Below are 21,421 nucleotides of genomic sequence, written 5' to 3'. Positions count from 1 at the left end.
GACGGGTCGGCCTGCCGGATGTGGGCAGGCGCACGGCATGCTGCTGCTCACACCACCCGGTGTCTATCCGGCGCAAGGCGACACCGAGCTGCTGATCGAAACCCTGTGGCGACACCACCCGCCGGCCGGTTGCCGACTGCTGGACCTCGGCACCGGGAGCGGCGCGGTGGCGCTCGCGGCGGCCACGCTGGGTGCGGAGGTCACCGCGGTGGACCTCTCCCGGCTGGCGCTGGCCACGGCCTGGGCGAACGCCCGGCTGAACGGGCTGCGCATCCGGGTGCGCCGCGGTGACCTGGTCCGTCCGGTCGCCCGCGCCCGCTTCGACCTGATCGTCGCCAATCCCCCCTACGTACCCGCCCCGGAGCCGGCCGCCCCCAGGCGCGGCATCGCCCGCAGCTGGGACGCCGGGCCGGACGGCCGGCTGGTGCTGGACCGGATCTGCCGGCTGGCCCCGCGGCTGCTCGCCCCCGGCGGGATGCTGCTCGTCGTGCAGTCCTCGCTGGCCCGCCCCGACCGGACGCTGGCCGCTCTGCGGCGGGCCGGGCTCGACACGGCGGTGGTGGCCACCCGGCGACAGGCCTTCGGCCCGGTGATGACCGCCCGCGCCCGCTGGTTCGAGGCGAGCGGCGTGATCGGTGCGGATGAGCGGGAGGAGCTTCTGGTGGTGATCCGCGGTGTCCGCCCCGCGTGAGCGCGAGTCGCGCCTGGTGCGGCTGCCGGCCGGACGCGGGCCGATCCTGCTGGAGGGCCCGGTGGAGATCGTGCTGCCCGACGGACAGGCGGTGCGCTGCGACCGGCCGGTGGTCGCGCTCTGCACCTGCCACCGCAGCCGGTGCTACCCGCTCTGCGACACCAGCCACCGCCGGCACGGGAGAGCCGCGCCGGCGGTGACCGAGGAGTCGGCGGCCGAGCCGCCCCCGCGCCGGACGCGCGGGGACACCTAGGTGTTCTGTCCCGCCGGCCGCGTCCAACCTCACGGGACAGAACACCTAGCGGCCGAGCGCGTGGGCGAGTTCGCCCTTGCTCATCTTCGAGCGGCCCTTGATGTTCCGTTGCCTGGCCTCGTTGTAGAGCTGGTCCTTGGTCGGCCCCTGCGCGCCCGCGTGCGAGCGCAGGCCGCCGCGGCGGCCGGAGGAGATGTCGTGCAGCGAGGACCGGCTCGCCGTCCTCGACTCGCCGTGCCGGGCCCGCTCCTTGTTCACGGTGCGGGCCGCGATCTCCTCCGCGCGCGCGGTGCTCTCACCGCGGTCCAGCGCGCTCTCCTTGATGTGCTCGTACTGCCGTTCGCGCTTCGGGCTCGATCCGCGTGGCATGTCGGCCTCCTGTTCTGCCGTGTCCGCCGGCAGTGCGGGTTGTTCGAGGGGTGGGGCGGTCGGGACGCGGTCTCACCATCGGTACCAGCGCCCGCGGCTGCCGGAGCTGGTCGGGCTGCGGAAGACGAAGCCGAGCAGCCAGAGCACCAGGACCACGAGGGCGATCCACCACAGCACATGGACGGCGAACCCGAGGCCGCCGAGGACGAGGGCCAGGAGCAGAACGATCAGGAGAATCATGGGGTGTCACCTCCTCGGGAACGCGTCTGCCCAGGTCGCGCCGGGCTAACCCGACCGCGTGGCCCGAGCGGCCGATCCCGGCCGGCCGCTCGGCGCCCGGGGCGTTCACGCGCCGGTGTCGCGCCGGGCGGGATGAAGCGCCGGACAGCGGGTAACCGTTCGCCATGCGCATCAGGCATCCGGGTGGGCGACGATGAACGCTGTGGCACGAGTCCTGCACCGGGTCGACCGCCTGCAACGGCGGCACCGGGCGAGCGCGTTCGCCGTGGCGCTGGTCCGCAAGTTCGGTGACGACCGCGGCGGCCTGCTCAGCGCGCTGATCGCCTACTACGCGTTCACCGCCGTCTTCCCGCTGCTGCTGCTCTTCACCACCGGCCTGGGCTATGCGCTGCACGACAATCCCGGGGCGCAGCGGGCGGTCCTGAACTCCGCGCTGGGCGATTTCCCGATCATCGGCACCCAACTGCACCAGAACATCCACTCGCTGAGCGGCAGCGGGCTCGGCCTGGCGATCGGCCTGCTCGGGCTGTCGTACGGCGCGCTCGGTGTCGCGCAGGTGCTCCAGTTCGCGATGGCGCAGGTGTGGGCGGTGCCAGGGGTGCGGCGCCCGGGCTTCCTGCCCCGGCTGGGCCGCGGGGTGCTGCTGTTCGTCGTGCTGGCGGTCGGACTGCTGCTCAGCACCGGCGCCGCGGCGGTGCTGGGCGAGGTGACCGGCGGCTGGGCCGGCCGGGTGCTGGGCGTGCTGGCGTCGGTCGCCCTGAACATCGGCCTCTACCTGGGCTGCTTCCGGATCCTGACCCCGCGGGAGATCCCGCGGCGCTCGCTGCTCCCGGGGGCGCTGGCCGCCGGGCCGCTGTGGACCGCGCTCCAGCTGAGCGGCGGTCTGCTGGTGGCCCACCAACTGCGGCACACGACCGCGGTGTACGGCCTGTTCGGGACGGTGCTCGGCCTGCTCGCCTGGCTCTACCTGGGAGCCTGGATCACCATGTACGCCGCCGAGCTGAACGTGGTGCTGGCCCGGCGCCTGTGGCCGCGCAGCCTCTACCCGCCGCCGCTGACCGGCGCCGACCGCGCCGTCCTGGCGGCCATCGCCGAACAGGAGGAACGGCACCCGGAGCAACGGGTCCGCAGCTGGTTCCGCCGGTAGACCGCCTCGGCCGGAGAAGGGCTCAGCCTCCCGGCCGGAGAAGCAGAGCTCAGCCGCGTGCCAGGCCGTCGAGCATCAGCCCGATGGTGAAGTCGAAGCGTTCGTGGCCGGCCCCCGAGGTGAGTTCGGCGGCGTAGCGCTTGGTCTGCGGGAAGCTGTCGGGCAGGTCGGCGAACCGGTCGAGCAGGTCGGCCCGGCTGTCGGCCCACGCGCTGCCGGAGCGGCTGAGCAGCGAGATCTCCAGCGTGTAGGCGTTGATGTAGAGCGTCAGGGAATCGATGCCCCAGGCGGCGGTCTGCGGCGCGATGCCGCCCGCGAGCAGGATGGCGAGCATGCCCTCGGCCAGCCGCAGCGTGTCCTGGTTGGTGGGGACGGCGGCGAGCGCGGCGCGGGAGATGCCGGGGTAGCGCAGGTACTGGTCGCGGATCTGGGTGCACACGCCGGTGATCTGCTCCCGCCAGGCGGCGGGGTCCGGCTCGGGCAGGACGATCTCGGCGCACAGGCGGCCGATGAGCAGCTCGTCCAGGTCCTCCTTGTTGACCACGTGCGCGTACAGCGAGGCCGGCCCGGTCTCCAGGGCGGTGGCCACCCGCCGCATGGTCAGGGCCTCGTAGCCCTCCCGCGCCACGATGTCGAGCGCGGCCCCGACGACGGCGTCCACCGTGATCGGCGTCGTGCGCCGTCCCCGCGCCGGCGCCTTCGCCTCGGGGACGGGCTGGTGGTGCCGCGCCGCGCGGCGCTGCTGGGGAGTCGATACCATGCGCCGAGCATATCGCCTCGAACGAACCCTGTTCCGTGCCGACGAATCCCGCTCGCATCGGCGCGATCGCCGTTCCCCTGTCGAATGATCTTCGTGACTGTAGAACAGCGTTCGTTCGCTCGTGCCACCCCCACCGAGCTGCCGCTGTGCTCCGCGTGGTCGGCGATCGTTCTTCTCACCCTGCCCTACCGCCTGCCCGGCGTGAGTCCGTTCTCGAAGGCGATGATCGCCAGGTGGACGCGGTCCCGGGCCTCGAGCTTGGCGAACAGCCGCGCGACATGCGTCTTCGCCGTCGCCGCGCTGATCACCAACCGCTCGGCTATCTCACCGTTCGACAGTCCCTGTCCGACCAGTGCCAGCACCTCGCGCTCCCGGTCGGTGATCCCGGCGATGAGACATGAGTCCGCGGCGGGCTCGGTGTCCGGTGCGGGGGCCGCGGGGCCGGACGTTCCGGCGAAGTCCGCGATCAGCCGTCGGGTCACGCTCGGCGCGATCAACGCGTCGCCGGCCGCCACCACGCGGATCGCGTCCAGGATCGCGTCCAGGGCCATGCTCTTGAGCAGGAATCCGCTGGCGCCGGCGCGCAGAGCGCCGTAGACGTACTCGTCGTCGTCGAAGGTCGTCAGCACCAGCACCTTGGGCGGGTCCGGCTCGGCGGTCGCCTGCCGGGTCGCCTCGATCCCGTCCATGTCCGGCATCCGGATGTCCATCACCACGACGTCCGGCCGCAGCTCATGGACCAGGCGCACCGCCTCGCGGCCGTCGCCGGCCTCGCCGACCACCTCCAGGTCGGTGGTGCTGCCGAGCAGGATCCCGAGCCCGACCAGCATCAGCGGCTGGTCGTCGACCAGCAGTACCCGCACGCTCATGCCGGGAGCCTCGCCGTCACCTGGAATCCGCCCTCCGGACGCCGGCCCGCGCTGAACTGGCCGGACAGCAGCGACACCCGCTCGCGCATGCCGAGCAGGCCGAAGCCGCTCCCGCCGGCCGCCGCCGAGGGCCTGGGACGGCCGGGCCCGCCGGGACCGTCGTCCCCGTCGTCCACCACCTCGATCGTCACTCCTGTCGGCTCGTATCCGACCGCGACCCGGCACGTGCGCGCCCCGGAGTGCCGCACCACGTTCGTCACCGACTCCTGGACGATCCGGAACGCCGACAGCTCGATCTCCGGCGGCAGCGGACGCCGCTCGCCCCGCCAGGCCACGTGGACCCGCACCCCGGCGTCGGCCGTGCTTTCGGCGAGCCGCGGGATATCGGCCAGGCTGCCGGCCGGCGCCAGCGGAGCGGCCCCCGGCATGGCGTCGTCGGGCTCGGCGCGGCGCAGCGCCCCGAGCATGCGCTGCAGCTCGAGCAGCGTCTGGCGGCTGGTGGTCTCGATGCCGGTCAGCGCCTGCCGCGTCTGCTCGGGCTTGGTGTCCACGACCCGCGCCGCCGCTCCCGACAGCACCGTGATGATCCCGATGCTGTGCGCGACGCTGTCGTGCAGTTCGCGGGCGATCCGCAGCCGTTCGGCCATGACGGCACGGGCCGCGGTCTGCTCGTGCAAGGCTCCGAGGTATTCACGGCGTTTGCGATACACCCCTCCGAAGACCCACGCGACCGCGAACAGGAACGCGAACTGCCCGGCCCACTGGGCCGCGTCGCCGAGGGTCTCCCCGGGGTAGACGTGGATGTTCTCGACGAACGCTGCCGCGACGGCCGCGACGGAGCCGACGGCGGCAGCCTTCGGCCGCCGGACGGCGAGGTGCCCACCCAGGACCGGGAGCAGGACGAACACGATCCAGGGCCGCACGCCGAAGAGGTCGCCGAGGATCGATTCGCCCAGGATCGCCGCGAAGACAGTCGCCGGCAGACGGCGCATCAGCAGAACCGGAAGGGCGAGCACGACGCACAGACCGATCAGCTGGAAGGGCCCGGGGTCGAAAAACCGGAACAGGCCGTCGTGGTCCGGATGAGCGATCGACAAGCAGAGCATCAGCGCGTAGAAGCAGGCGGTGGCCAGCACCACGGCCTGGTCAGTCAGCCAGGTCATGCGCTCCGATGTCGAGAGACGCTGGAGAAGCTCTTCCATGCGGAGATCGTATTCAGCGGCGTCGGCTCCGTGCGTCGCCCCGGGGATGTACGCGGGGTACACCCCCGGGCCGACGGCCTGGGGAACGGTGACACCCGCCGGCCGACGCGACGGATCACGCTCTGTTCGTAGGTTCGTGGCCATGACGAATGCGCCGATGATCGACGTCCGCGAGGCGACGAAGAAATACGATGACGGCCCGCCCGCGCTGGCCGGTGTGACCTTGTCCGTGGCGTCCGGTGATTGTGTGGCGATCCTCGGCCATTCCGGCAGTGGGAAGTCCACGCTGCTGAACCTGATCGCCGGTTTGGACAAGCCCTCCAGCGGCAGTGTCACCGTCGACGGCACGCGCGTCGACCAGCTCGGTGAGGCCGGATCGGCGAAGTACCGCCGGGCCTCGATCGGCATGATCTTCCAGTTCTTCCATCTGCTCGACGATCTGACCGTGTTGGACAACGTCATGGTTCCGGCGCAGCTGGCCGGGATGGGCAGGGGTGAGGCGAAGCGCCGGGCCGTCGAGCTGCTCGGCTCGCTGGGTATCGAGCGGCATGTCAAGGCCTGTCCACAGCGGCTGTCCGGCGGTCAGCGGCAGCGGGTGGCGGTGGCCAGGGCCCTGATGAACAAGCCGCCGTTGTTGCTGGCCGACGAGCCCACCGGCGCGCTGGACTCGAGCTCGGCCGAGGACGTGCGCCGGCTGCTGCTGGACCTGAACGCCGAGGGCCAGACCATCGTGCTGGTGACCCACGACGTGCAACTGGCCGCCACCACCGCGCACCGCACCATCGAGTTGGTGGACGGTGCGGTCGCGCGGGACGTCGTCAACAGCGGCAGCGGTGCCGGCCCGGCCGCCCACGCGCGGCTGACCCGTCCGGCGGGAGCGGTCGGATGACGCTGCGCAGGCCGCCGATGCCCCGGCGCCTCCTCGAGGCCGGATTCCACGCCATGGCCCGCATGCTGCCGGCGGTGAGCCGGTGAGCGCCCTTGGCAAGGTCGTACGCTCCGGCGTGGGCCGGCGTCGGGTCCAGTCCCTCGTCATGGCTCTGACGACGTTCACCGCGGTGATGTCATCAGTACTCTCCCTCGGCCTGCTGACCGCCGTTCAGGCCCCGTTCGAGCACGCGTTCACCACCCGGAACGGAGCGCACCTGGCGGTCCAGTTCGACAGCTCGAAGGTCACGGTCGCGCAGACCACCGCCACCGCGCACGCCGCCGGTGTCACCGAGGCGGCCGGGCCGTACCCGATCGCCGCCGCGTTGGACACGACCGTCGGCACCGACTGCCCCAGGACCGATTGGGCCGGTCACGACAACCATCCGATCACCGTCACCACCCGGCCCGACCTCGGTAGCACCTCCGGGATGGACCAACTGGTGCTGACCCAGGGGCGCTGGCCGACCGGCCCGGGCGAGATCGCCCTCCCGGCGAACAACTATGCCGACGCCTGCTTCGGCTCTTCGGTGGTGTTCTCCTCCCTAGCGGGCAAGCCGTCGTTCAAGGTTGTCGGCTTCGCCGACTCGGTGACCAACAGCGCGACCGGCTTCGCCACCGCCGACGGTTTCGCGCGGCTGGCCGCGGCCGGGGCCAAAACCGACGAGCAGATGCTCTACCGGTTCGCCAAGGCCGGGACCGATGCCGACATCGCCACCGACAAACAGGCGGTGGCCGCCGCCGTGCCGGCCGGCGCGGTCGAGGACGGACAGTCGTACCTGACCGCGGAACAGCAGGCGACCGGCAACGCCAAGGCCTTCGTGCCGTTCCTGATCGCCTTCGGGATCCTCGGCCTGGTCCTGTCAGTCCTGATCATCGCGATCGTGGTCAGCGGCGCGGTGGCCTCGGGAATCCGGCGCATCGGGATTCTGAAGTCGTTGGGCTTCACCCCTTCGCAGGTGGCCCGCGCCTACACCGCGCAAGCCATGATCCCGGCGACACTCGGCGTGGTCCTCGGCACGATCTTCGGCAATCTCCTGGCCGTGCCGGTCCTGGGCCAGGCCGGCAAGCAGCTCGGCGCGGCCAGCGCCGCGATTCCGTTGTGGGTCAGCGCCGTGGTGTCGCTGGGCACCTTGCTCGTCGTCGGCGTCACGGCTTCGATCCCGGCGTTGCGGGCCGGCCGGATGCCGGCGGTGCAGGCTCTGGTGGTCGGCCGCGCCCCGAAGGCCGAGCGCGGTCGGACTGCGCAGCGTCTGGCCTCGCGGCTGCCGCTGCCCCGGGCCATGTCGCTGGGGCTGGCCCAGCCCTTCGCCCGGCCGGCCCGGGCCGTACTGGTCGGCGCGGCGGTGCTGCTCGGCACGGTCAGCGTCACCTTCGCGGTGGGGTTGGGGACCGCGTTCAGCAAGTACCAGGCCACGACCATGAGTTCGGGCTTCAACGTCGCGTCGAAGCTCGTGATCCCGACAGCCGACGTGGGCGCGCCCTGGGATCTCTACGGCCCCGACGACCCGCGCCACCCCTACCTGGATGCCGCCAGGGTGGCCGCCGCGCTCGCCAAGGTCCCGGGCACGAAGGCCGCGTTCGGCTGGGGCGACAGCGGCGCGACCATGGTCGGCGCGCCGATCGGCGGCGAACCGCCGGTCGTGTACTCGGTCAGCGGCGACTTCTCCTGGACGAACATGGAGCTGCTGTCCGGCCGCTGGTACTCGGCGCCCGGCGAGGCCGTGGTCGGCGACAAGCTGGCCGCGGCGGTGGGGATCCGCGTCGGTGACAACCTCACCGTGGTGCAGCAGAACAGGCAACTGTCACTGAAGGTCGTCGGCATCAACTTCGACACCAACGCGGGCGACTACACGGCCATGACGGATGCGGCCACCTTCACCGCCGCAGGACTGACCGCGCACATCGACCAGTTCAACGTCGAGCTGGCCCCGGACGTCAACGGAACGGACTGGTCCACCTCGGCCGCCGCCGCGCTGACCCCGCTGAACGCCTCGGTCCAGCCGAACTCGTCCAGCGTGAACCTCGTAGTGATCACCATGGGCGCCCTGGTGGCCACCCTCACGCTGCTGCTGACCGCGGTCGCCGCGCTCGGGGTGCTGAGCACGGTGGTGCAGGACACCCGCGAGCGGGTCCACGATCTGGGGATCTTCAAGGCCCTCGGGATGACACCCAAGCAGACCATCGCGATGGTCCTGACCTCGGTGACACTCACCGGCCTGATCGCCGGACTCATCGGGGTCCCGCTCGGGGTCGCGGTGGAGAAGGCGACACTGACCCCGATGGGGAACGCGATCGGCCGGCACCTGCCACCGAGCGTGACCCACGTCTACACCGCCGGGCTGCTCCTTCCGCTGCTGGCCGCCGGGGTCGTGATCGCCCTGCTCGGGGCACTGCTGCCGGCCGGCTGGGCGGCACGGTCCCGGACCGCCACCGCGCTGCGGACCGAGTAGGACCGAGCAGACTGCTGCGCGTGCCGCTGCTGCCCAGGGCCTCCCGGCCCGCCCAGCACTGGTCCCGGCTCGGGCCCATCGGCGCCCGCTTCGGGCAAGGACTGCGATAGCCTCCCTGGCGGTACGTTCGCGGTCTCTGGAGGCGATGTTCGATGGCCGGCCCAACCCCGTCCACTGGTCCACGTGAGGACGGCGCCCAACCGGCGGCGGGCAACATCGGCGAGGCGGAACTGCGGCTGCTGCTCGCGGGGTTGACCGCGGTGCGGGACGGCGACTTCGGCACCAGGCTGCCCGCGGGCGCGGACGGGCTGCTCGGCGAGATCGCCGGCGTCTTCAACGGGATGGTCGACCAACTCTCGGTGTTCACCTCCGAGGTGACCCGGGTGGCGCGCGAAGTCGGCACCGAGGGGCGCCTGGGCGGCCAGGCCCGGGTGCCCGGCGTCTCGGGGACGTGGGAGGACCTCACCGACTCGGTCAACGCGATGGCCGGCAACCTCACCACCCAGGTGCGCGACATCGCCCAGGTGGCCACCGCGGTCGCCAAGGGCGACCTGTCGCAGAAGATCACCGTCGATGCCCGCGGCGAGATCCTGGAGCTGAAGAACACCGTCAACACGATGGTGGACCAGCTCAGTTCGTTCGCCGGCGAGGTGACCCGGATGGCCCGCGAAGTGGGCACCGAGGGCATCCTCGGCGGGCAGGCGGACGTCAAGGGCGTCTCGGGCACCTGGCGCGACCTCACCGACTCGGTGAACTTCATGGCGGGCAACCTGACCAGCCAGGTGCGGGCGATCGCCCAGGTGGCGACCGCGGTGGCCGAGGGCGACCTGTCGCAGAAGATCACGGTCGCGGCCCGCGGCGAGATCCTGGAGCTCAAGGACACCATCAACACCATGGTGGACCAGCTCAGTTCGTTCGCCGGCGAGGTGACGAGGGTGGCCCGCGAGGTGGGCACCGAGGGGCGCCTGGGCGGCCAGGCCGACGTCCGCGACGTCTCGGGGACCTGGCGCGACCTGACCGAGTCGGTCAACGTCATGGCGGACAACCTGACCGCGCAGGTCCGTTCGATCGCCGAGGTCACCACCGCGGTGGCCCAGGGCGACCTGACGCAGAAGATCCGGGTGGACGCGCGCGGCGAGATCCTGGAGCTGAAGGAGACCATCAACACGATGGTCGACCAACTCTCCGCCTTCGCCGACGAGGTGACGAGGGTGGCCCGCGAGGTCGGCACCGCCGGGAACCTGGGCGGCCAGGCCACCGTCCGCGGGGTCTCCGGCACGTGGAAGGACCTGACCGACAACGTCAACGTGATGGCCTCCAACCTCACCGGCCAGGTGCGGTCCATCGCCCAGGTGGCCACCGCCGTGGCCCGCGGCGACCTCTCCCAGAAGATCACCGTGGAGGCCAAGGGTGAAGTCGCCGCGCTGGCCGGGGTGATCAACACCATGGTGGACACCCTGTCGGCGTTCGCGGACGAGGTGACGAGGGTGGCCCGCGAGGTGGGCACCGAGGGCATCCTGGGCGGCCAGGCCCGGGTGCCCAACGTCGCTGGGACCTGGAAGGACCTCACCGACAACGTCAACTTCATGGCGCACAACCTGACCAGCCAGGTGCGCAACATCGCCCAGGTCACCACCTCGGTGGCCCGCGGCGACCTGACCCGCAAGATCGACGTGGATGCGCGCGGCGAGATCCTGGAGCTGAAGACCACCATCAACACCATGGTGGACCAGCTCAGTTCGTTCGCCGCCGAGGTCACCCGGGTGGCCCGCGAGGTCGGCAGCGAGGGCCGCCTGGGCGGTCAGGCCGAGGTCGAGGGCGTCTCCGGCACCTGGAAGCGGCTGACCGAGAACGTCAACGAGCTGGCCGGCAACCTCACCCGGCAGGTGCGCGCGATCGCCGAGGTGACCAGCGCGGTGGCGGCCGGGGACCTGACCCGCTCGATCACCGTGGACGCCTCCGGCGAGGTCGCCGACCTCAAGGACAACATCAACTTCATGGTGGAGTCGCTGCGCGAGACCACCCGCGCCAACGAGGACCAGGACTGGCTGAAGACCAACCTGGCCCGGCTCTCGGCGCTGATGCAGGGCCGCCGGGACCTCGCGGCCGTCGCCGAGGCGGTGATGGACGAGCTGACCCCGCTGGTCGCCGCCCAGTGCGGCGCCTTCTACCTCGCGGGGGAGAGCGGCGCAGGAGCCGTCCTGCAGCTCGTCGGCTCCTACGCCTACCCCGACGGATCGCGGCCGAGCAGCTTCCGCTTCGGCGAGTCCTTCGTCGGGCAGGCCGCCCGCAGCCGGCGGACCATCGCCGTGGACACCCTGCCGCCCGGCTACCTCGCCGCCTCCTCCGGCCTCGGCCGCACCGAGGCACTGTCGCTGGTCGTGCTGCCGATCATGGCCGAGGACCAGGTGCTGGGCGTCATCGAGCTGGCCTCGGTGCGGCCCTTCACTCCCGTGCATCGGGACTTCCTCGACCAGCTCATGGAGACGATCGGGGTGAACGTCAACACGATCATCGCCAACGCCCGCACCGACGAGCTGCTCGGCGAGTCCCAGCGACTGACCGCCGAACTCCAGGCCCGCTCGCAGGAGTTGCAGGCCCGCCAGGAGGAGTTGCAGGCCTCCAACGCCGAGTTGGAGGACAAGGCGGAGCTGCTGGCGGCGCAGAACCGGGACATCGAGACCAAGAACCTGGAGATCGAGCAGGCCCGCCAGGAGCTGGAGGACCGCGCCCACCAGCTGTCGGTCGCCTCCACCTACAAGTCGGAGTTCCTGGCCAACATGAGCCACGAGCTGCGCACCCCGCTCAACAGCCTGCTCATCCTGGCCCAGTTGCTCGCGCAGAACCCCACCCGGAACCTGACGGCCAAGCAGGTGGAGTACGCCGGCATCATCCACTCCGCCGGCTCCGACCTGCTCCAGCTGATCAACGACATCCTCGACCTGTCCAAGGTCGAGGCGGGCAAGATGGACCTCAACCTGGAGGCCGTCTCGCTGCGCCAGCTGCTCGACTACGCCGAGGCCACCTTCCGCCCGATGACCGGTCAGAAGAGCCTGGCCTTCGAGGTGCACACCGCCCAGGGCGTGCCCACCGAGCTGCTGACCGACGAGTACCGGCTGCGCCAGGTGCTGCGCAACCTGCTCTCCAACGCGGTCAAGTTCACCGAGAAGGGCCGGGTCGAGCTGCACATCGAGCTCGCCGACGGGGCGCGGGTGCCCGAGAGCGTGCGGCGCGGCGGCCAGGTGCTGGCCTTCCGGGTGGTGGACACCGGCATCGGCATCGCGCCGCAGCACCTGGAGACGGTGTTCGGCGCCTTCCAGCAGGCGGACGGCACCACCAGCCGCAAGTACGGCGGCACCGGCCTCGGCCTGTCGATCAGCCGGGAGATCGCCTACCTGCTCGGCGGCGCGATCGTGGCGGAGAGCACCCTGGGCAAGGGCAGCACCTTCACGCTCTTCCTGCCCACCGTCCGCCCGGCGGTTGTGCCCGCGCCCGACGAGAGCGGCGCGGGCGCACCCGCACCGCTCCCGGCCGCCGCCGGCGACGCGCCCGACCGGGCAGGCCGGCCGGCGCAGGCCACCGCCCTCGCCGCGCCCGCGCAGCCGCGCCGCCTGCTGGTCGTCGAGGCCCGGGCCAACGGCCTGCTGACCCTGGTGGCCGAGAACGCCCTCGCGGACCTGTCGCGCTCCGCGGAGCCGGGCGTGGAGATCATCACCACCGTCGGTGCCCAGGAAGCAGCCGCGACCCTGGCCACCAACCCGTGCCACTGCGTGGTCCTGGACCTCGACCTGCCCGACGGCGCCGCCCTCACGCTGCTCGGAGAGATGGACCGCGACCCGGCCCTGCACGCGGTGCCGGTCCTCGCGCACCGCAGCCGCGGGATCGCCGCGGACGACGAGCTGCTCGCCGGCGGCCCCGGCGGCCCCCGCCCGCTGGAGGTCCTCGCCAGCCTCGACGAGCTGCGCGAACGCGTCGCGCTGCACATGAGCGCCGATCGCCCCGGCGACCTCCTGCCGCTGGTGCGCCGTTCCGGGCCGGCCTGGCAGGCGGACACCGAGCCGGGCCTGGCCGACCGCACCGCCCTCGTGGTGGACGACGACGAGCGCAACCTCTACGCGATCACCGGGATCCTGGAGCTGTGCGGGATGCGGGTCCTGCAGGCCGAGAACGGCCGCGCCGCGCTGGAGGCGCTGGCCGCCCACCGCGAGATCGACGTGATCCTGATGGACGTGATGATGCCCGAGATGGACGGCTACACCGCGACCGCCGCGATCCGGGCCATGCCCGACCACGCGCACCTGCCGATCATCGCGGTCACCGCCAAGGCCATGCTCGGCGACCGGGAGAAGAGCCTGGCCTCCGGCGCCAGCGACTACATCACCAAGCCGGTCGACGCCGCCGAGCTGATCGCCCGGATCAAGGACCAGCTCGCGTCCTAGGCCCCGCTCCTGGACCAGCCGACCGTGGACCCCCCCCCAAGGGAGAACGCCGTGCACCAGCCCCCCGACCCGGCCGCGGACAGCGGCGCGGCCCGCGTGTCCGGCGTCTCCGGCATCCCGAGGGTCGGGACGCAGCGGCACGGCGCCGCCTGCCAGGCGCGGGTCGCCGGCTCCGGCCCCGACCACGGGCCGGACGCCGGCGCGGTGAGCCGACTGGCCGTCACGGTGGAGCACCTGCGCCGGGAACTGGACCGGGCCCACGCCGGTGCCGCCGGCCGCTCGCTCGTCGAGGTCGCGGCCGGCGTGCTGATCGAGCGGCTGCGCTGCGGGCCCACCGAGGCGGTGGCGCAGCTGACCTCGCTGGCCGCCCAGGCGGGCGTCCCGCTGCTGGAGTTCGCGGCCGACCTGGTCAACCAGGCTTCCGCGGACCGGATCTCGGCGATCGCCCGCGACTTCGTCACCACCACCGCGGAGCGGGCCGATCCGGCGGCACTGCGGCTGCGCAGCGCCGAGGCCCGCACCCTGGCCGGGGCGGACACCGAGGCCGCGGCCCGTTCGATGCTGGAGCACGCGCTGCGCCCGCTCGGGGCGGTGGCCGTCGCCGTGTGGGCCGCCAACCCGGACCAGTCGCTCACCCTGGCGGGCAGCGCGGGCTTCGGCGAGGCGGAGGCGCACCGCTGGCGGCACGTGCCGCCGGGCGTCGCCACCCTGGCCCGGCGCGCGCTCGACGAGCGGGCCGCGGTCCAGTACGCCACGCCCGCCGAGGCGGTGCCGCCCTCGATCGGGCAGCACGAGCTGACCGGCGGGCGCCTGGCGGTGCCCGCGGGGATCGGCGGGCGCCTGATCGGCGTGCTGGAGATCTGCTGGTCGGGCCCGCTGCCGGCGCGCTCCCAGTCGCTGCAGCGCCAGTTCGAGGCGCTCGCGGGGCTCTGCGCCGCCACCTTGGAGACCTGGCCCGCCGACGAGGCATCGGCCGACGAGCCGGACCCGCACCTGGCGGACCTGCGGCGGCTGACCGACGGCGTCCTCGACCCCTGCCTGATCCTCCAACTGGCGCCGGGCGGCGGGGAGGGCCTCGAATTCCTCATCCGGCACGTCAATCCGGCCTTCGTCGACTTCGCAGGGCGGCCCGCCGGCGCGGTCGCCGGCGCGCGCCTGCTGGAGGCCTACCCGCTCGCGGCCGAACCCGGCGGACTGGCCGAGAAGATCGAGCACGTCTTCGCCACCGGCGAGCCGTTCCGCACCAGGAGCATGCGGCTGGCCGCCACCGTCGACGGCGTCGCGCTGCACGCCCAGGCCCAGGTCAGCATCGGGCGCCACGGCAGCCAGGTGCTGGTCGTCTGGCGGCTGGACGAGGGCACGCCGCGGGTGGCCCGGCTGCTCCAGCACGCCCAGCGGCTCGGCCGGATCGGCGGCTTCGAGGAGAACCTGCGCACCCGTCAGATCGTCTGGAACGAGGCCGTCTTCGACCTGCACGGCCTGCCCCCGAGCGCCGCGCCGATCGCCGTGGAGCAGCTCGCCGACCACGCGCACCCCGACGACCGGCCCGCCATCGACCGCTTCCTGCGCACCCTGCTGCACCACCGGCGGCCCGCCTCCACCGCCTTCCGGCTGCACCGCCCCGACGGGGTCGCCCGGCACATCCGGGTGGTCGCCGAGCCCGTGCACGCCCCCGGAACCGGCCTGACCACCGTGCGCGGCGCCTACCAGGACATCTCCGCCCAGCACTGGACCGAGGTCGCCCTGGCCGCCACCCGCGACCAACTCGCCCAGAGCGAGCAGCAGTCCGCCGAACGCAGCCGGCTCGCCCTCCAGCTCCAGCACGCCATCATGCCGCCGGCCCGCGGCCCGTTGACCCTGCACGACCTGCTGGTGGCCGTGCGCTACCGCCCCGCGGAGAAGGGCCACCTGGTCGGCGGCGACTGGTACGACGCCCTGGCGCTGCCGACCGGCGAGATCCTGCTCTGCGTGGGCGACGTGGCCGGCCACGGCATCGAGGCCGCCACCGGCATGGTCGCGCTGCGCAACGCCCTGCGCGGGCTGGCCGCCACCGGCGCCGGTCCCGCCCAGCTGCTCACCTGGCTCAACAGCGTCACCCACCACCTGACCGACAACGTCACCGCGACCGCGGTCTGCGGCCTCTACGACCCGCTCACCCGCCGGCTGCGCTGGGCGCGGGCGGGCCACCTGCCCCCGGTGCTGCTGCGCGACGGGCACGCCCGGACGCTGCCCCAGCCGGGCGGGATCCTGCTCGGGGTCCTCGACCACGCGGACTACGCGGAGAACGAGCTGCGCCTGCAGGTGGGCGACACCCTGGTGATGTTCACCGACGGCCTGATCGAACGCCGCGACGAGTCCGTCCAGGCCTCGCTGACCAGCCTGCTCGCCGTGACCGAGAAGGCCGGCGCCCCCGGCGGCGAGGGGCCCGGGGATCTCGAGGCGCACCTGGACCACCTGCTGCGCTACAGCGGCTCGGACACCGACGACGACACCTGCCTGGTGGGGGTGACGGTGCGCGAGGCGGCGCCGCTGCGCGAGGCGGCCTGAACGGGCAGGCATGAGATGCCCCGCAGCGGGTAGCGGAGAGCGGACCGGCCGCGGGCCGGTCATGTCGCACGGTGCGCAGGACCGTCAGGAAGTTCCGTGGAGGGGGCGACCACCATGCCAGGCCCGAACGATCCCATCACCACGCTGCTCGGCGGCACGGGTCAGGAGACCGGCGTGACCGTGGAGATCCGGCACCCGGACCCCACGGCGGCCGTCTGTGCCCTGGCGGGCGAACTCGACATCGAGTCGCTGGCCCCCGCGGTACGGGCACTCGACCGGTTGGTCGCGCAGTGCCCGCGCGTCCTGGTGGTCGACCTCGCGGGGGTGGGCTTCTGCGACTCCTCCGGTCTGAACCTGCTGCTGAAGGTCCGGATGGCCGCGGTGGCGGCGGGCACCGACTTCCGGCTCGCGGCGCCCTCCCCGACGGTGACGCGCCTGCTGGAACTGACCGGCGCCGACACCGTCTTCTCGCTCCACCCCACCGTCCGGGCCGCCCTCGCGGCCACCGCGCCGTGCTGACCGGGCGCCCGTCCGGCGGACGGCACGCATGATCCGGCGCCGGCCGGGCAGCCGTCCAGGCGAACCGAGCGCCGAGACCGAGAGGGATGCCCGCACATGACGACGAGCCGGGATGTCCTGCCGCGTGACCTGGTCCACCCGGGCCCCGTGCTGCCGCTCGGCGGCCAGCGCCGCAGCCTGCGACTGGCGGGCCTGCCGGGCCCGGCCGCCCGGGCCCGGGCGTTCACCGGCACGGCCCTCGCCGAGTGGTCGTGGCCCGCGCCCTACCTGGGCCAGGACATCGTCCTGCTGGTCACCGAACTCGTCGCCAACGCCGCCCGGCACGCCGGCGGCCCGCTGGAGATCGCGCTGGAGGCCAGTGAGACCCGCCTGCGGATCGAGGTCAGCGACGGCTCGAGGGCGCTGCCCGCCCTCCAGTACCCGCACCGCCCTGGGCTGCCCGGCGGCCACGGCCTGTTCATCGTCCAGCAGACCGCCGACCGCTGGGGCGTCGAGCGCCACGGCGCGGGCAAGACGGTCTGGGCCGAGATCGCCTCGCAGACGGTGTGACGGACGCCGGGGCGGGCGGGTGGCGTCACCCGGCGCCCGCGGCGGATCACGCCCTGGACAGCTGCTCGCGCAGCACCGTGCCGACGGCGGTGGGGGCACGGCCGAGCAGGGTGGCAGTGTCGGGTCGACGGTGGCGAACTCGCCGGCACGGGCGGCGGCGAAGATGCCGAGCAACTGGTCCGCCGTCCCCGCGGGACGCCCTGGCCCACCAACTGCTCCCGGAAGCGGTCGTCGGGGAGGGTGGTCCGGGTGACGGTGCGGCCGGTGAGCTTGCCGGCGACGGCGGCGAGCTCGTCGAAGGTGAGCGCCTGCGCCCCCGTGAGCGGCGGGGTGGGGCCCTCGAAGCGGCCCTCGTCGGCCAGGACGGCGGCGGCCGCCTCGGCGAGGTCGGCGTGCGCGGTCCAGGCGACCGGCCCGTCCGCGGGGAGCGCGAACCGGCCCGAGCGCGCCGCGTCGCCGAGGAAGTGCGCCGCGCTGGTGGCGTAGAAGCCGTTGCGCAGCGAGGTGAACGGCACCCCGCAGGTGCGCAGGGCCTCCTCGGTGGCGGCATGGTCGCGGCAGGCCTGGAAGCGCGAGGTCGCGCTCGCTCCCATCTGACGGCTTCGCCACGTTCCTCGCCGGCAAGCACATCGACCCCGAGCCCCGGGACCCCATCGAGGACCTGAGGGGCGGCTGGGACGTCGCGGTCGAATTCGGCCTGGCCAACCCCGCGCTGTACACGCTGATGTACACCGAACCCAGCAGGACCGCCTCGGCCGCCTTCAAGGCCGGCATGGAGGTCCTGCTGGGCCGCATCCGGCGCCTGGCCGCCGGCGGCTGGCTCCGGGTCGACGAGGAGCTCGCGGCCCAGATCATCCACGCCACGGCGCGCGGCGCGGTGCTCACCTGGCTCTCGCTGCCCCAGGACCGGCGCTACCCGGCCCTGCTGACCACGCTCCGCGAGTGCATGGTCGCCGCGGTCACCAACCAGCAGCCGGCCGTGCGGGACTCGGGCCCGGCCGGCGCCGCCCGCGCCCTGCGCGCCGCACTGCCCGAGCAGACCAGCCTCAGCCGCGCCGAGCGGCAGCTGCTGGGGGAGTGGCTCAACCGTCTTGCCGCCGAGGGTTGAGCCCCGCGGGGCGCCGGAACCCGCCGGCGCCAGGAGGCCGTTGCCGGGGCGGCCGGGTCTCAGGCCGCCGGTTCGACCGGCCGGTCCTGCTGCTGCGGCAGTCCCCGGGGCAGTCCCCGGGGCAGCGCGCCCGGGCCGGCCGGCTCCGCGGTGCCGGCCTTCGCCGAACCGCTGAGCAGGCGCAGCCGGGGCCGCACCGGAGGGGGCGAGCCCAGCACCCGTTCCTCGAAGCGGCCGAGCAGGAGCACTCCGAGCAGGAGGGCCGGGGGGACGAGCAGTGCGCAGACGATCATGAGGTCTCCTCGACGGGCCGTCTGGTCGGGCTCCGGCTACCCCGTGCGGGCCGCGGCATCCGCCCGGCTTCCGGTGCCGAACGGGCTCGGTGCCCGCCACGGTCCTTCCCACGGCGTGCTCCTCCGCCCGCGCCAGGGCCTCCGCGTGCGGGCGGCCGACAGGTCCGCGGGGCCCGGCTGCTCCGGCCGGCCCACACCGGCGCGCACCGCGGGCCGCGGCCACCCAGGCTGGTGCCCATGACGAGGAGCCTCTTCGACCGCGTGACGGACACCGTCACCGCCGCCGCCGACGAGCCGGGAGCCGCCGCCGAGCGGCTCCTGAAGGCGCTCGACGCGCTGGCCGACGCCCACCAGCTCGACGTCCTCACCGGACCGCTCCAGCGCTTCGTGCGGGCCCTGCCGCTGGGCCGGCTGCGTGCCGTCCTGCACGGACGTCCGCTCGGCCATCCGATGCACCCGATGCTGGTGCAGATCCCGATCGGCGCCTGGTCCTCGGCCGCCGTCCTGGACCTGGTGCCCGGTGCCCGCCGCCACGCCCACCTCATGGTGGCCCTCGGGACGGTCGCCGCCGTGCCGGCGGCGTGGGCCGGCTGGGTGGACTGGGCCGAGCAGCACGAGCAGCAGATGCGCACCGGGCTGGTGCACGCGGTCGGCATGGGTGCGGCGATCGGCCTGTACGGCGGGTCGTGGGCCGCCCGCGGCCGGGGCCGTCACGGCTGGGGCCGGGTCCTCGGCTTCACCGGCCTGACGGTGGCCAGTGCCGGCGGGTTCCTGGGCGGACACCTGGCCTACCGGCAGAGCGCGGGGGCGAACAAGACCGAACCGGTGGCGCACCTGGTCGAACCGGGCTGGCACGCGCTCGGCCCGGTCGACGCCTTCCCGGTCGGCGAGGCGTGCCGGCGCGTCGTCGGCGAGGTGCCGGTGCTGGTGGTGCGCGAATCGGAGCACGCGGTGCACGTCCTGGCCGCCCGGTGCAGCCACTTCTCCGGCCCGCTGCCGGAGGGCGAGCTGGTCGACGGCCGCATCCGGTGCCCCTGGCACGGCAGCGTGTTCCGGGTGGCGGACGGCTGGAACGTGGACGGTCCGGCCACCGCCCCGCAGCCCCGGTTCGACACCCGCACCGACGGCGACGGCACCCTGCACGTGCGGCTGCCCGGCGCCGGCTGACCGGCCGCGGGCACCGGGCACCGGGCTTCAGGCACCGGGCAGTGGGCGCCGCGCCGCACGGTTGGCGGTCGGCGGGGCGGCGACGGAGGGTGGAGCCGTGGACGACAGCGGCTTCTGCGCGCTCATCGCGGACCTCCTGGAGCGATCGCACCGGGTGGCGGCCGAGGAGCTGGTCGGCCTGGTCGCCGAAGCGGCCCGTGCCATGGGCCTGACCGGTGCCGACATCTACCTCGCCGACGTCCAGCAGGAGCACCTCGTCCCGCTCGCGGGCCACGGCCCCGCGCTGAGCGTGGAGCGCACCCTGGCCGGACTGGCCTACCGCTCCCAGAACGCCCAGATCGGCAACGAGCCCGGCACCAGCCTGTGGCTGCCGCTGAGCGACGGCATCGAACGCATCGGCGTGCTGCACCTCGAAGCCACCGGCCCGGTCGGCCAGGACCTCGGGCAGTGCCGGACGCTCGCCGGCCTGGTGGCCCTGCTCATCGTCTCCAAGGGCAGCTACAGCGACACCCTGCAGCAGCTGGTCCGGAGCAGGCCGATGCGCCGGCAGGCCGAACTCGCCTGGGCGTTCATGCCGCCCCGCACCATCGGCACCCGGGCGGTGACCTCCAGCGCGGTCCTGGAGCCCGCCTACGAGATCGGCGGCGACGCCTTCGACCACGCGCTCGGCGAGACCCTGCACCTGACCGTGGTGGACGCGATGGGCCACGACACCGCCTCCGGGCTCTGCGCCGCGCTCGCCGTGGCGGGCTGCCGGGCCGCCCGCCGCCGCGGCCTGGGGACGAGCGAGATCGCCGCCGAGGTGGACCAGGCGCTCGCCCGCTGGGTGCCCGACCGGCTGCTCACCGCGGTCTTCGCCGAACTCGACTTCCGGACGGGGCACTTCAGCTGGGTCAACTGCGGCCACCCCGCGCCGTTGCTGATCAGGCACCAGAACGTCGTCGCCGGTGCCCTCACCCGCCGCGCCAACCTGCCGCTGGGCCTGGGACCCGGCTACCCGGCGCCGGACCCGGCGCTGCACCAGGTCCAGCTCGAACCCGGCGACCGGATCCTCGTCTACACCGACGGGGTCACCGAGTCCCGCTCGGAGGACGGCGAACTCTTCGGCGAGGCCCGCCTCGTGGACACCGTCATCCGCGCCACCGCGGCCGGTCAGCACGCCTCCGAGGCGCTGCGCCGCCTGATCCACGCGATCCTCGGCCACCGCAACGGACGCCTCACCGACGACGCCACCATCCTCCTCGCGGAGTGGCACCCGGCGCCGGACCAGCCCTGAACCTCAGGCGCGGCCGGTCGGTGCGCCGTGGGCCAGCAGGTCCTGGTGGTGCTCGACCTCGGTGGCCGGAGTGTCCTGGAACACCGAGGCCCCCCGGGCCGCGTCCGGTCCGTGCCGGACGACCAGGTAGCTGCCGGCTTCGAGATGCCCGCGGAACTTGGGGATGTGGCGCTTGGCGATGAAGTGGCCCAGCAGCGCCCCCAGTCCGCCGCCGGTGACCGCGCCCTCGGCCGCCGCCACAGCGCCGGCGGCCAGCGGGCCGAGGACGAGCAGCGGTCCTACGCCCGGCACCAGCAGCAGGGCGGTGCCGGAGAGCACCCCGAACAGCCCGCCGGTCCAAGCACCGGCGGTCGCACCCGATTTCGCGACATCGCCGGTGGTGACGAAGCCGTGGATCTGGGTCTGACTCCGCAGGTCCTGGCCGATCACCGACAGCTCCGAGGCCGGTACCCCCTGGGCGAGCAGGATGCGCACCGCCTCCTCGGCGTAGTGCATGGACTTGTACACCCCGACGGTCGCGTTGACTTCGGCCATGGAAAGGCTCCCTCCATCTGTGCCTTGGCACCGTCGCGTCGCCGCGCCGGTGCACTGCCGCACCCCGCCTACCCGCCC

The 21,421-nt window shown here is 73.5% G+C and carries 19 protein-coding genes; 12 read left to right on the top strand and 7 right to left on the bottom strand.

The window, feature by feature from the left end; all coding sequences use genetic code 11:
• Positions 1–37 precede the first annotated feature (37 nt).
• Positions 38–691, top strand: coding sequence for a HemK2/MTQ2 family protein methyltransferase (locus OG294_RS03770; RefSeq protein ID WP_327064934.1), 654 nt, complete (start codon positions 38–40; stop codon positions 689–691).
• Complete coding sequence (locus tag OG294_RS03765; RefSeq protein WP_327064933.1) at positions 675–944, top strand: CDGSH iron-sulfur domain-containing protein; 270 nt, start codon at positions 675–677, stop codon at positions 942–944. Before OG294_RS03770 ends, OG294_RS03765 begins: the two co-directional genes overlap by 17 nt.
• A gap of 45 nt (positions 945–989) precedes the next feature.
• On the opposite strand, the gene OG294_RS03760 is transcribed toward OG294_RS03765, so the two are convergent.
• Positions 990–1,313 carry a plasmid stabilization protein gene (locus OG294_RS03760; protein WP_327064932.1) on the bottom strand — a complete coding sequence of 108 codons (324 nt, stop codon included), beginning with the start codon at positions 1,311–1,313 and terminating at the stop codon, positions 990–992.
• Positions 1,314–1,385: 72 nt separating this feature from the next.
• Positions 1,386–1,553, bottom strand: coding sequence for a hydrophobic protein (locus tag OG294_RS03755; protein ID WP_327064931.1), 168 nt, complete (start codon positions 1,551–1,553; stop codon positions 1,386–1,388).
• A 202-nt stretch (positions 1,554–1,755) separates the two neighbouring features.
• On the opposite strand from OG294_RS03755, the gene OG294_RS03750 reads away from it, so the two are divergent.
• Positions 1,756–2,700, top strand: coding sequence for a YihY/virulence factor BrkB family protein (locus tag OG294_RS03750; RefSeq protein WP_327064930.1), 945 nt, complete (start codon positions 1,756–1,758; stop codon positions 2,698–2,700).
• Between the two features lie 49 nt (positions 2,701–2,749).
• Here the strand turns inward: OG294_RS03750 and OG294_RS03745 are convergent, their stop codons facing one another.
• The 3 genes from OG294_RS03745 to OG294_RS03735 all read right to left on the bottom strand — a co-directional run bounded on the left by OG294_RS03745 (position 2,750) and on the right by OG294_RS03735 (position 5,492).
• Positions 2,750–3,460 (bottom strand): TetR/AcrR family transcriptional regulator, encoded by a 711-nt coding sequence (locus tag OG294_RS03745; RefSeq protein WP_327064929.1) that lies wholly within the window; start codon positions 3,458–3,460, stop codon positions 2,750–2,752.
• 185 nt (positions 3,461–3,645) lie between these two features.
• Positions 3,646–4,329, bottom strand: a complete 684-nt coding sequence (locus OG294_RS03740) for a response regulator transcription factor (RefSeq protein WP_327064928.1) — start codon at positions 4,327–4,329, stop codon at positions 3,646–3,648.
• The gene (locus tag OG294_RS03735; RefSeq protein ID WP_327071437.1) at positions 4,326–5,492 is read right to left on the bottom strand and encodes a sensor histidine kinase; all 1,167 of its coding nucleotides are present in this window, start codon (positions 5,490–5,492) and stop codon (positions 4,326–4,328) included. Before OG294_RS03735 ends, OG294_RS03740 begins: the two co-directional genes overlap by 4 nt.
• 181 nt (positions 5,493–5,673) lie before the next feature.
• On the opposite strand from OG294_RS03735, the gene OG294_RS03730 reads away from it, so the two are divergent.
• The 7 genes from OG294_RS03730 to OG294_RS03700 all read left to right on the top strand — a co-directional run bounded on the left by OG294_RS03730 (position 5,674) and on the right by OG294_RS03700 (position 18,073).
• A complete protein-coding gene (locus tag OG294_RS03730) occupies positions 5,674–6,420 on the top strand; it encodes an ABC transporter ATP-binding protein (RefSeq protein ID WP_327064927.1) in 747 nt (248 codons plus the stop codon).
• 145 nt (positions 6,421–6,565) lie between these two features.
• Positions 6,566–8,911: an FtsX-like permease family protein gene (locus OG294_RS03725; RefSeq protein WP_327064926.1), complete on the top strand. Its 2,346-nt coding sequence runs from the start codon at positions 6,566–6,568 to the stop codon at positions 8,909–8,911.
• Between the two features lie 152 nt (positions 8,912–9,063).
• Positions 9,064–13,350, top strand: coding sequence for a hybrid sensor histidine kinase/response regulator (locus OG294_RS03720; protein ID WP_327064925.1), 4,287 nt, complete (start codon positions 9,064–9,066; stop codon positions 13,348–13,350).
• A 51-nt stretch (positions 13,351–13,401) separates the two neighbouring features.
• Positions 13,402–15,897 carry a SpoIIE family protein phosphatase gene (locus OG294_RS03715; RefSeq protein ID WP_327064923.1) on the top strand — a complete coding sequence of 832 codons (2,496 nt, stop codon included), beginning with the start codon at positions 13,402–13,404 and terminating at the stop codon, positions 15,895–15,897.
• 114 nt (positions 15,898–16,011) lie between these two features.
• Complete coding sequence (locus tag OG294_RS03710; protein ID WP_327064922.1) at positions 16,012–16,416, top strand: STAS domain-containing protein; 405 nt, start codon at positions 16,012–16,014, stop codon at positions 16,414–16,416.
• A 96-nt stretch (positions 16,417–16,512) separates the two neighbouring features.
• On the top strand, positions 16,513–16,965 hold the full coding sequence (locus OG294_RS03705) for an ATP-binding protein (protein ID WP_327064921.1): 453 nt from the start codon (positions 16,513–16,515) through the stop codon (positions 16,963–16,965).
• A gap of 724 nt (positions 16,966–17,689) precedes the next feature.
• The gene (locus OG294_RS03700) at positions 17,690–18,073 is read left to right on the top strand and encodes a hypothetical protein (RefSeq protein WP_327064920.1); all 384 of its coding nucleotides are present in this window, start codon (positions 17,690–17,692) and stop codon (positions 18,071–18,073) included.
• Positions 18,074–18,132: 59 nt separating this feature from the next.
• Here the strand turns inward: OG294_RS03700 and OG294_RS03695 are convergent, their stop codons facing one another.
• The gene (locus OG294_RS03695) at positions 18,133–18,366 is read right to left on the bottom strand and encodes a hypothetical protein (RefSeq protein WP_327064919.1); all 234 of its coding nucleotides are present in this window, start codon (positions 18,364–18,366) and stop codon (positions 18,133–18,135) included.
• Between the two features lie 237 nt (positions 18,367–18,603).
• On the opposite strand from OG294_RS03695, the gene OG294_RS03690 reads away from it, so the two are divergent.
• A complete protein-coding gene (locus OG294_RS03690) occupies positions 18,604–19,533 on the top strand; it encodes a Rieske (2Fe-2S) protein (RefSeq protein WP_327064918.1) in 930 nt (309 codons plus the stop codon).
• Between the two features lie 97 nt (positions 19,534–19,630).
• Positions 19,631–20,809: a PP2C family protein-serine/threonine phosphatase gene (locus OG294_RS03685; RefSeq protein WP_327064917.1), complete on the top strand. Its 1,179-nt coding sequence runs from the start codon at positions 19,631–19,633 to the stop codon at positions 20,807–20,809.
• 3 nt (positions 20,810–20,812) lie between these two features.
• On the opposite strand, the gene OG294_RS03680 is transcribed toward OG294_RS03685, so the two are convergent.
• Positions 20,813–21,343, bottom strand: a complete 531-nt coding sequence (locus tag OG294_RS03680) for a general stress protein (RefSeq protein ID WP_327064916.1) — start codon at positions 21,341–21,343, stop codon at positions 20,813–20,815.
• Positions 21,344–21,421 lie beyond the last annotated feature (78 nt).

It is taken from the genome of Kitasatospora sp. NBC_01302 (genome assembly GCF_035976515.1).
Lineage (GTDB): Bacteria > Actinomycetota > Actinomycetes > Streptomycetales > Streptomycetaceae > Kitasatospora.
Note: the sequence above shows the minus strand (reverse complement) of the source record. Positions and strands in the feature narration are given on the sequence as shown.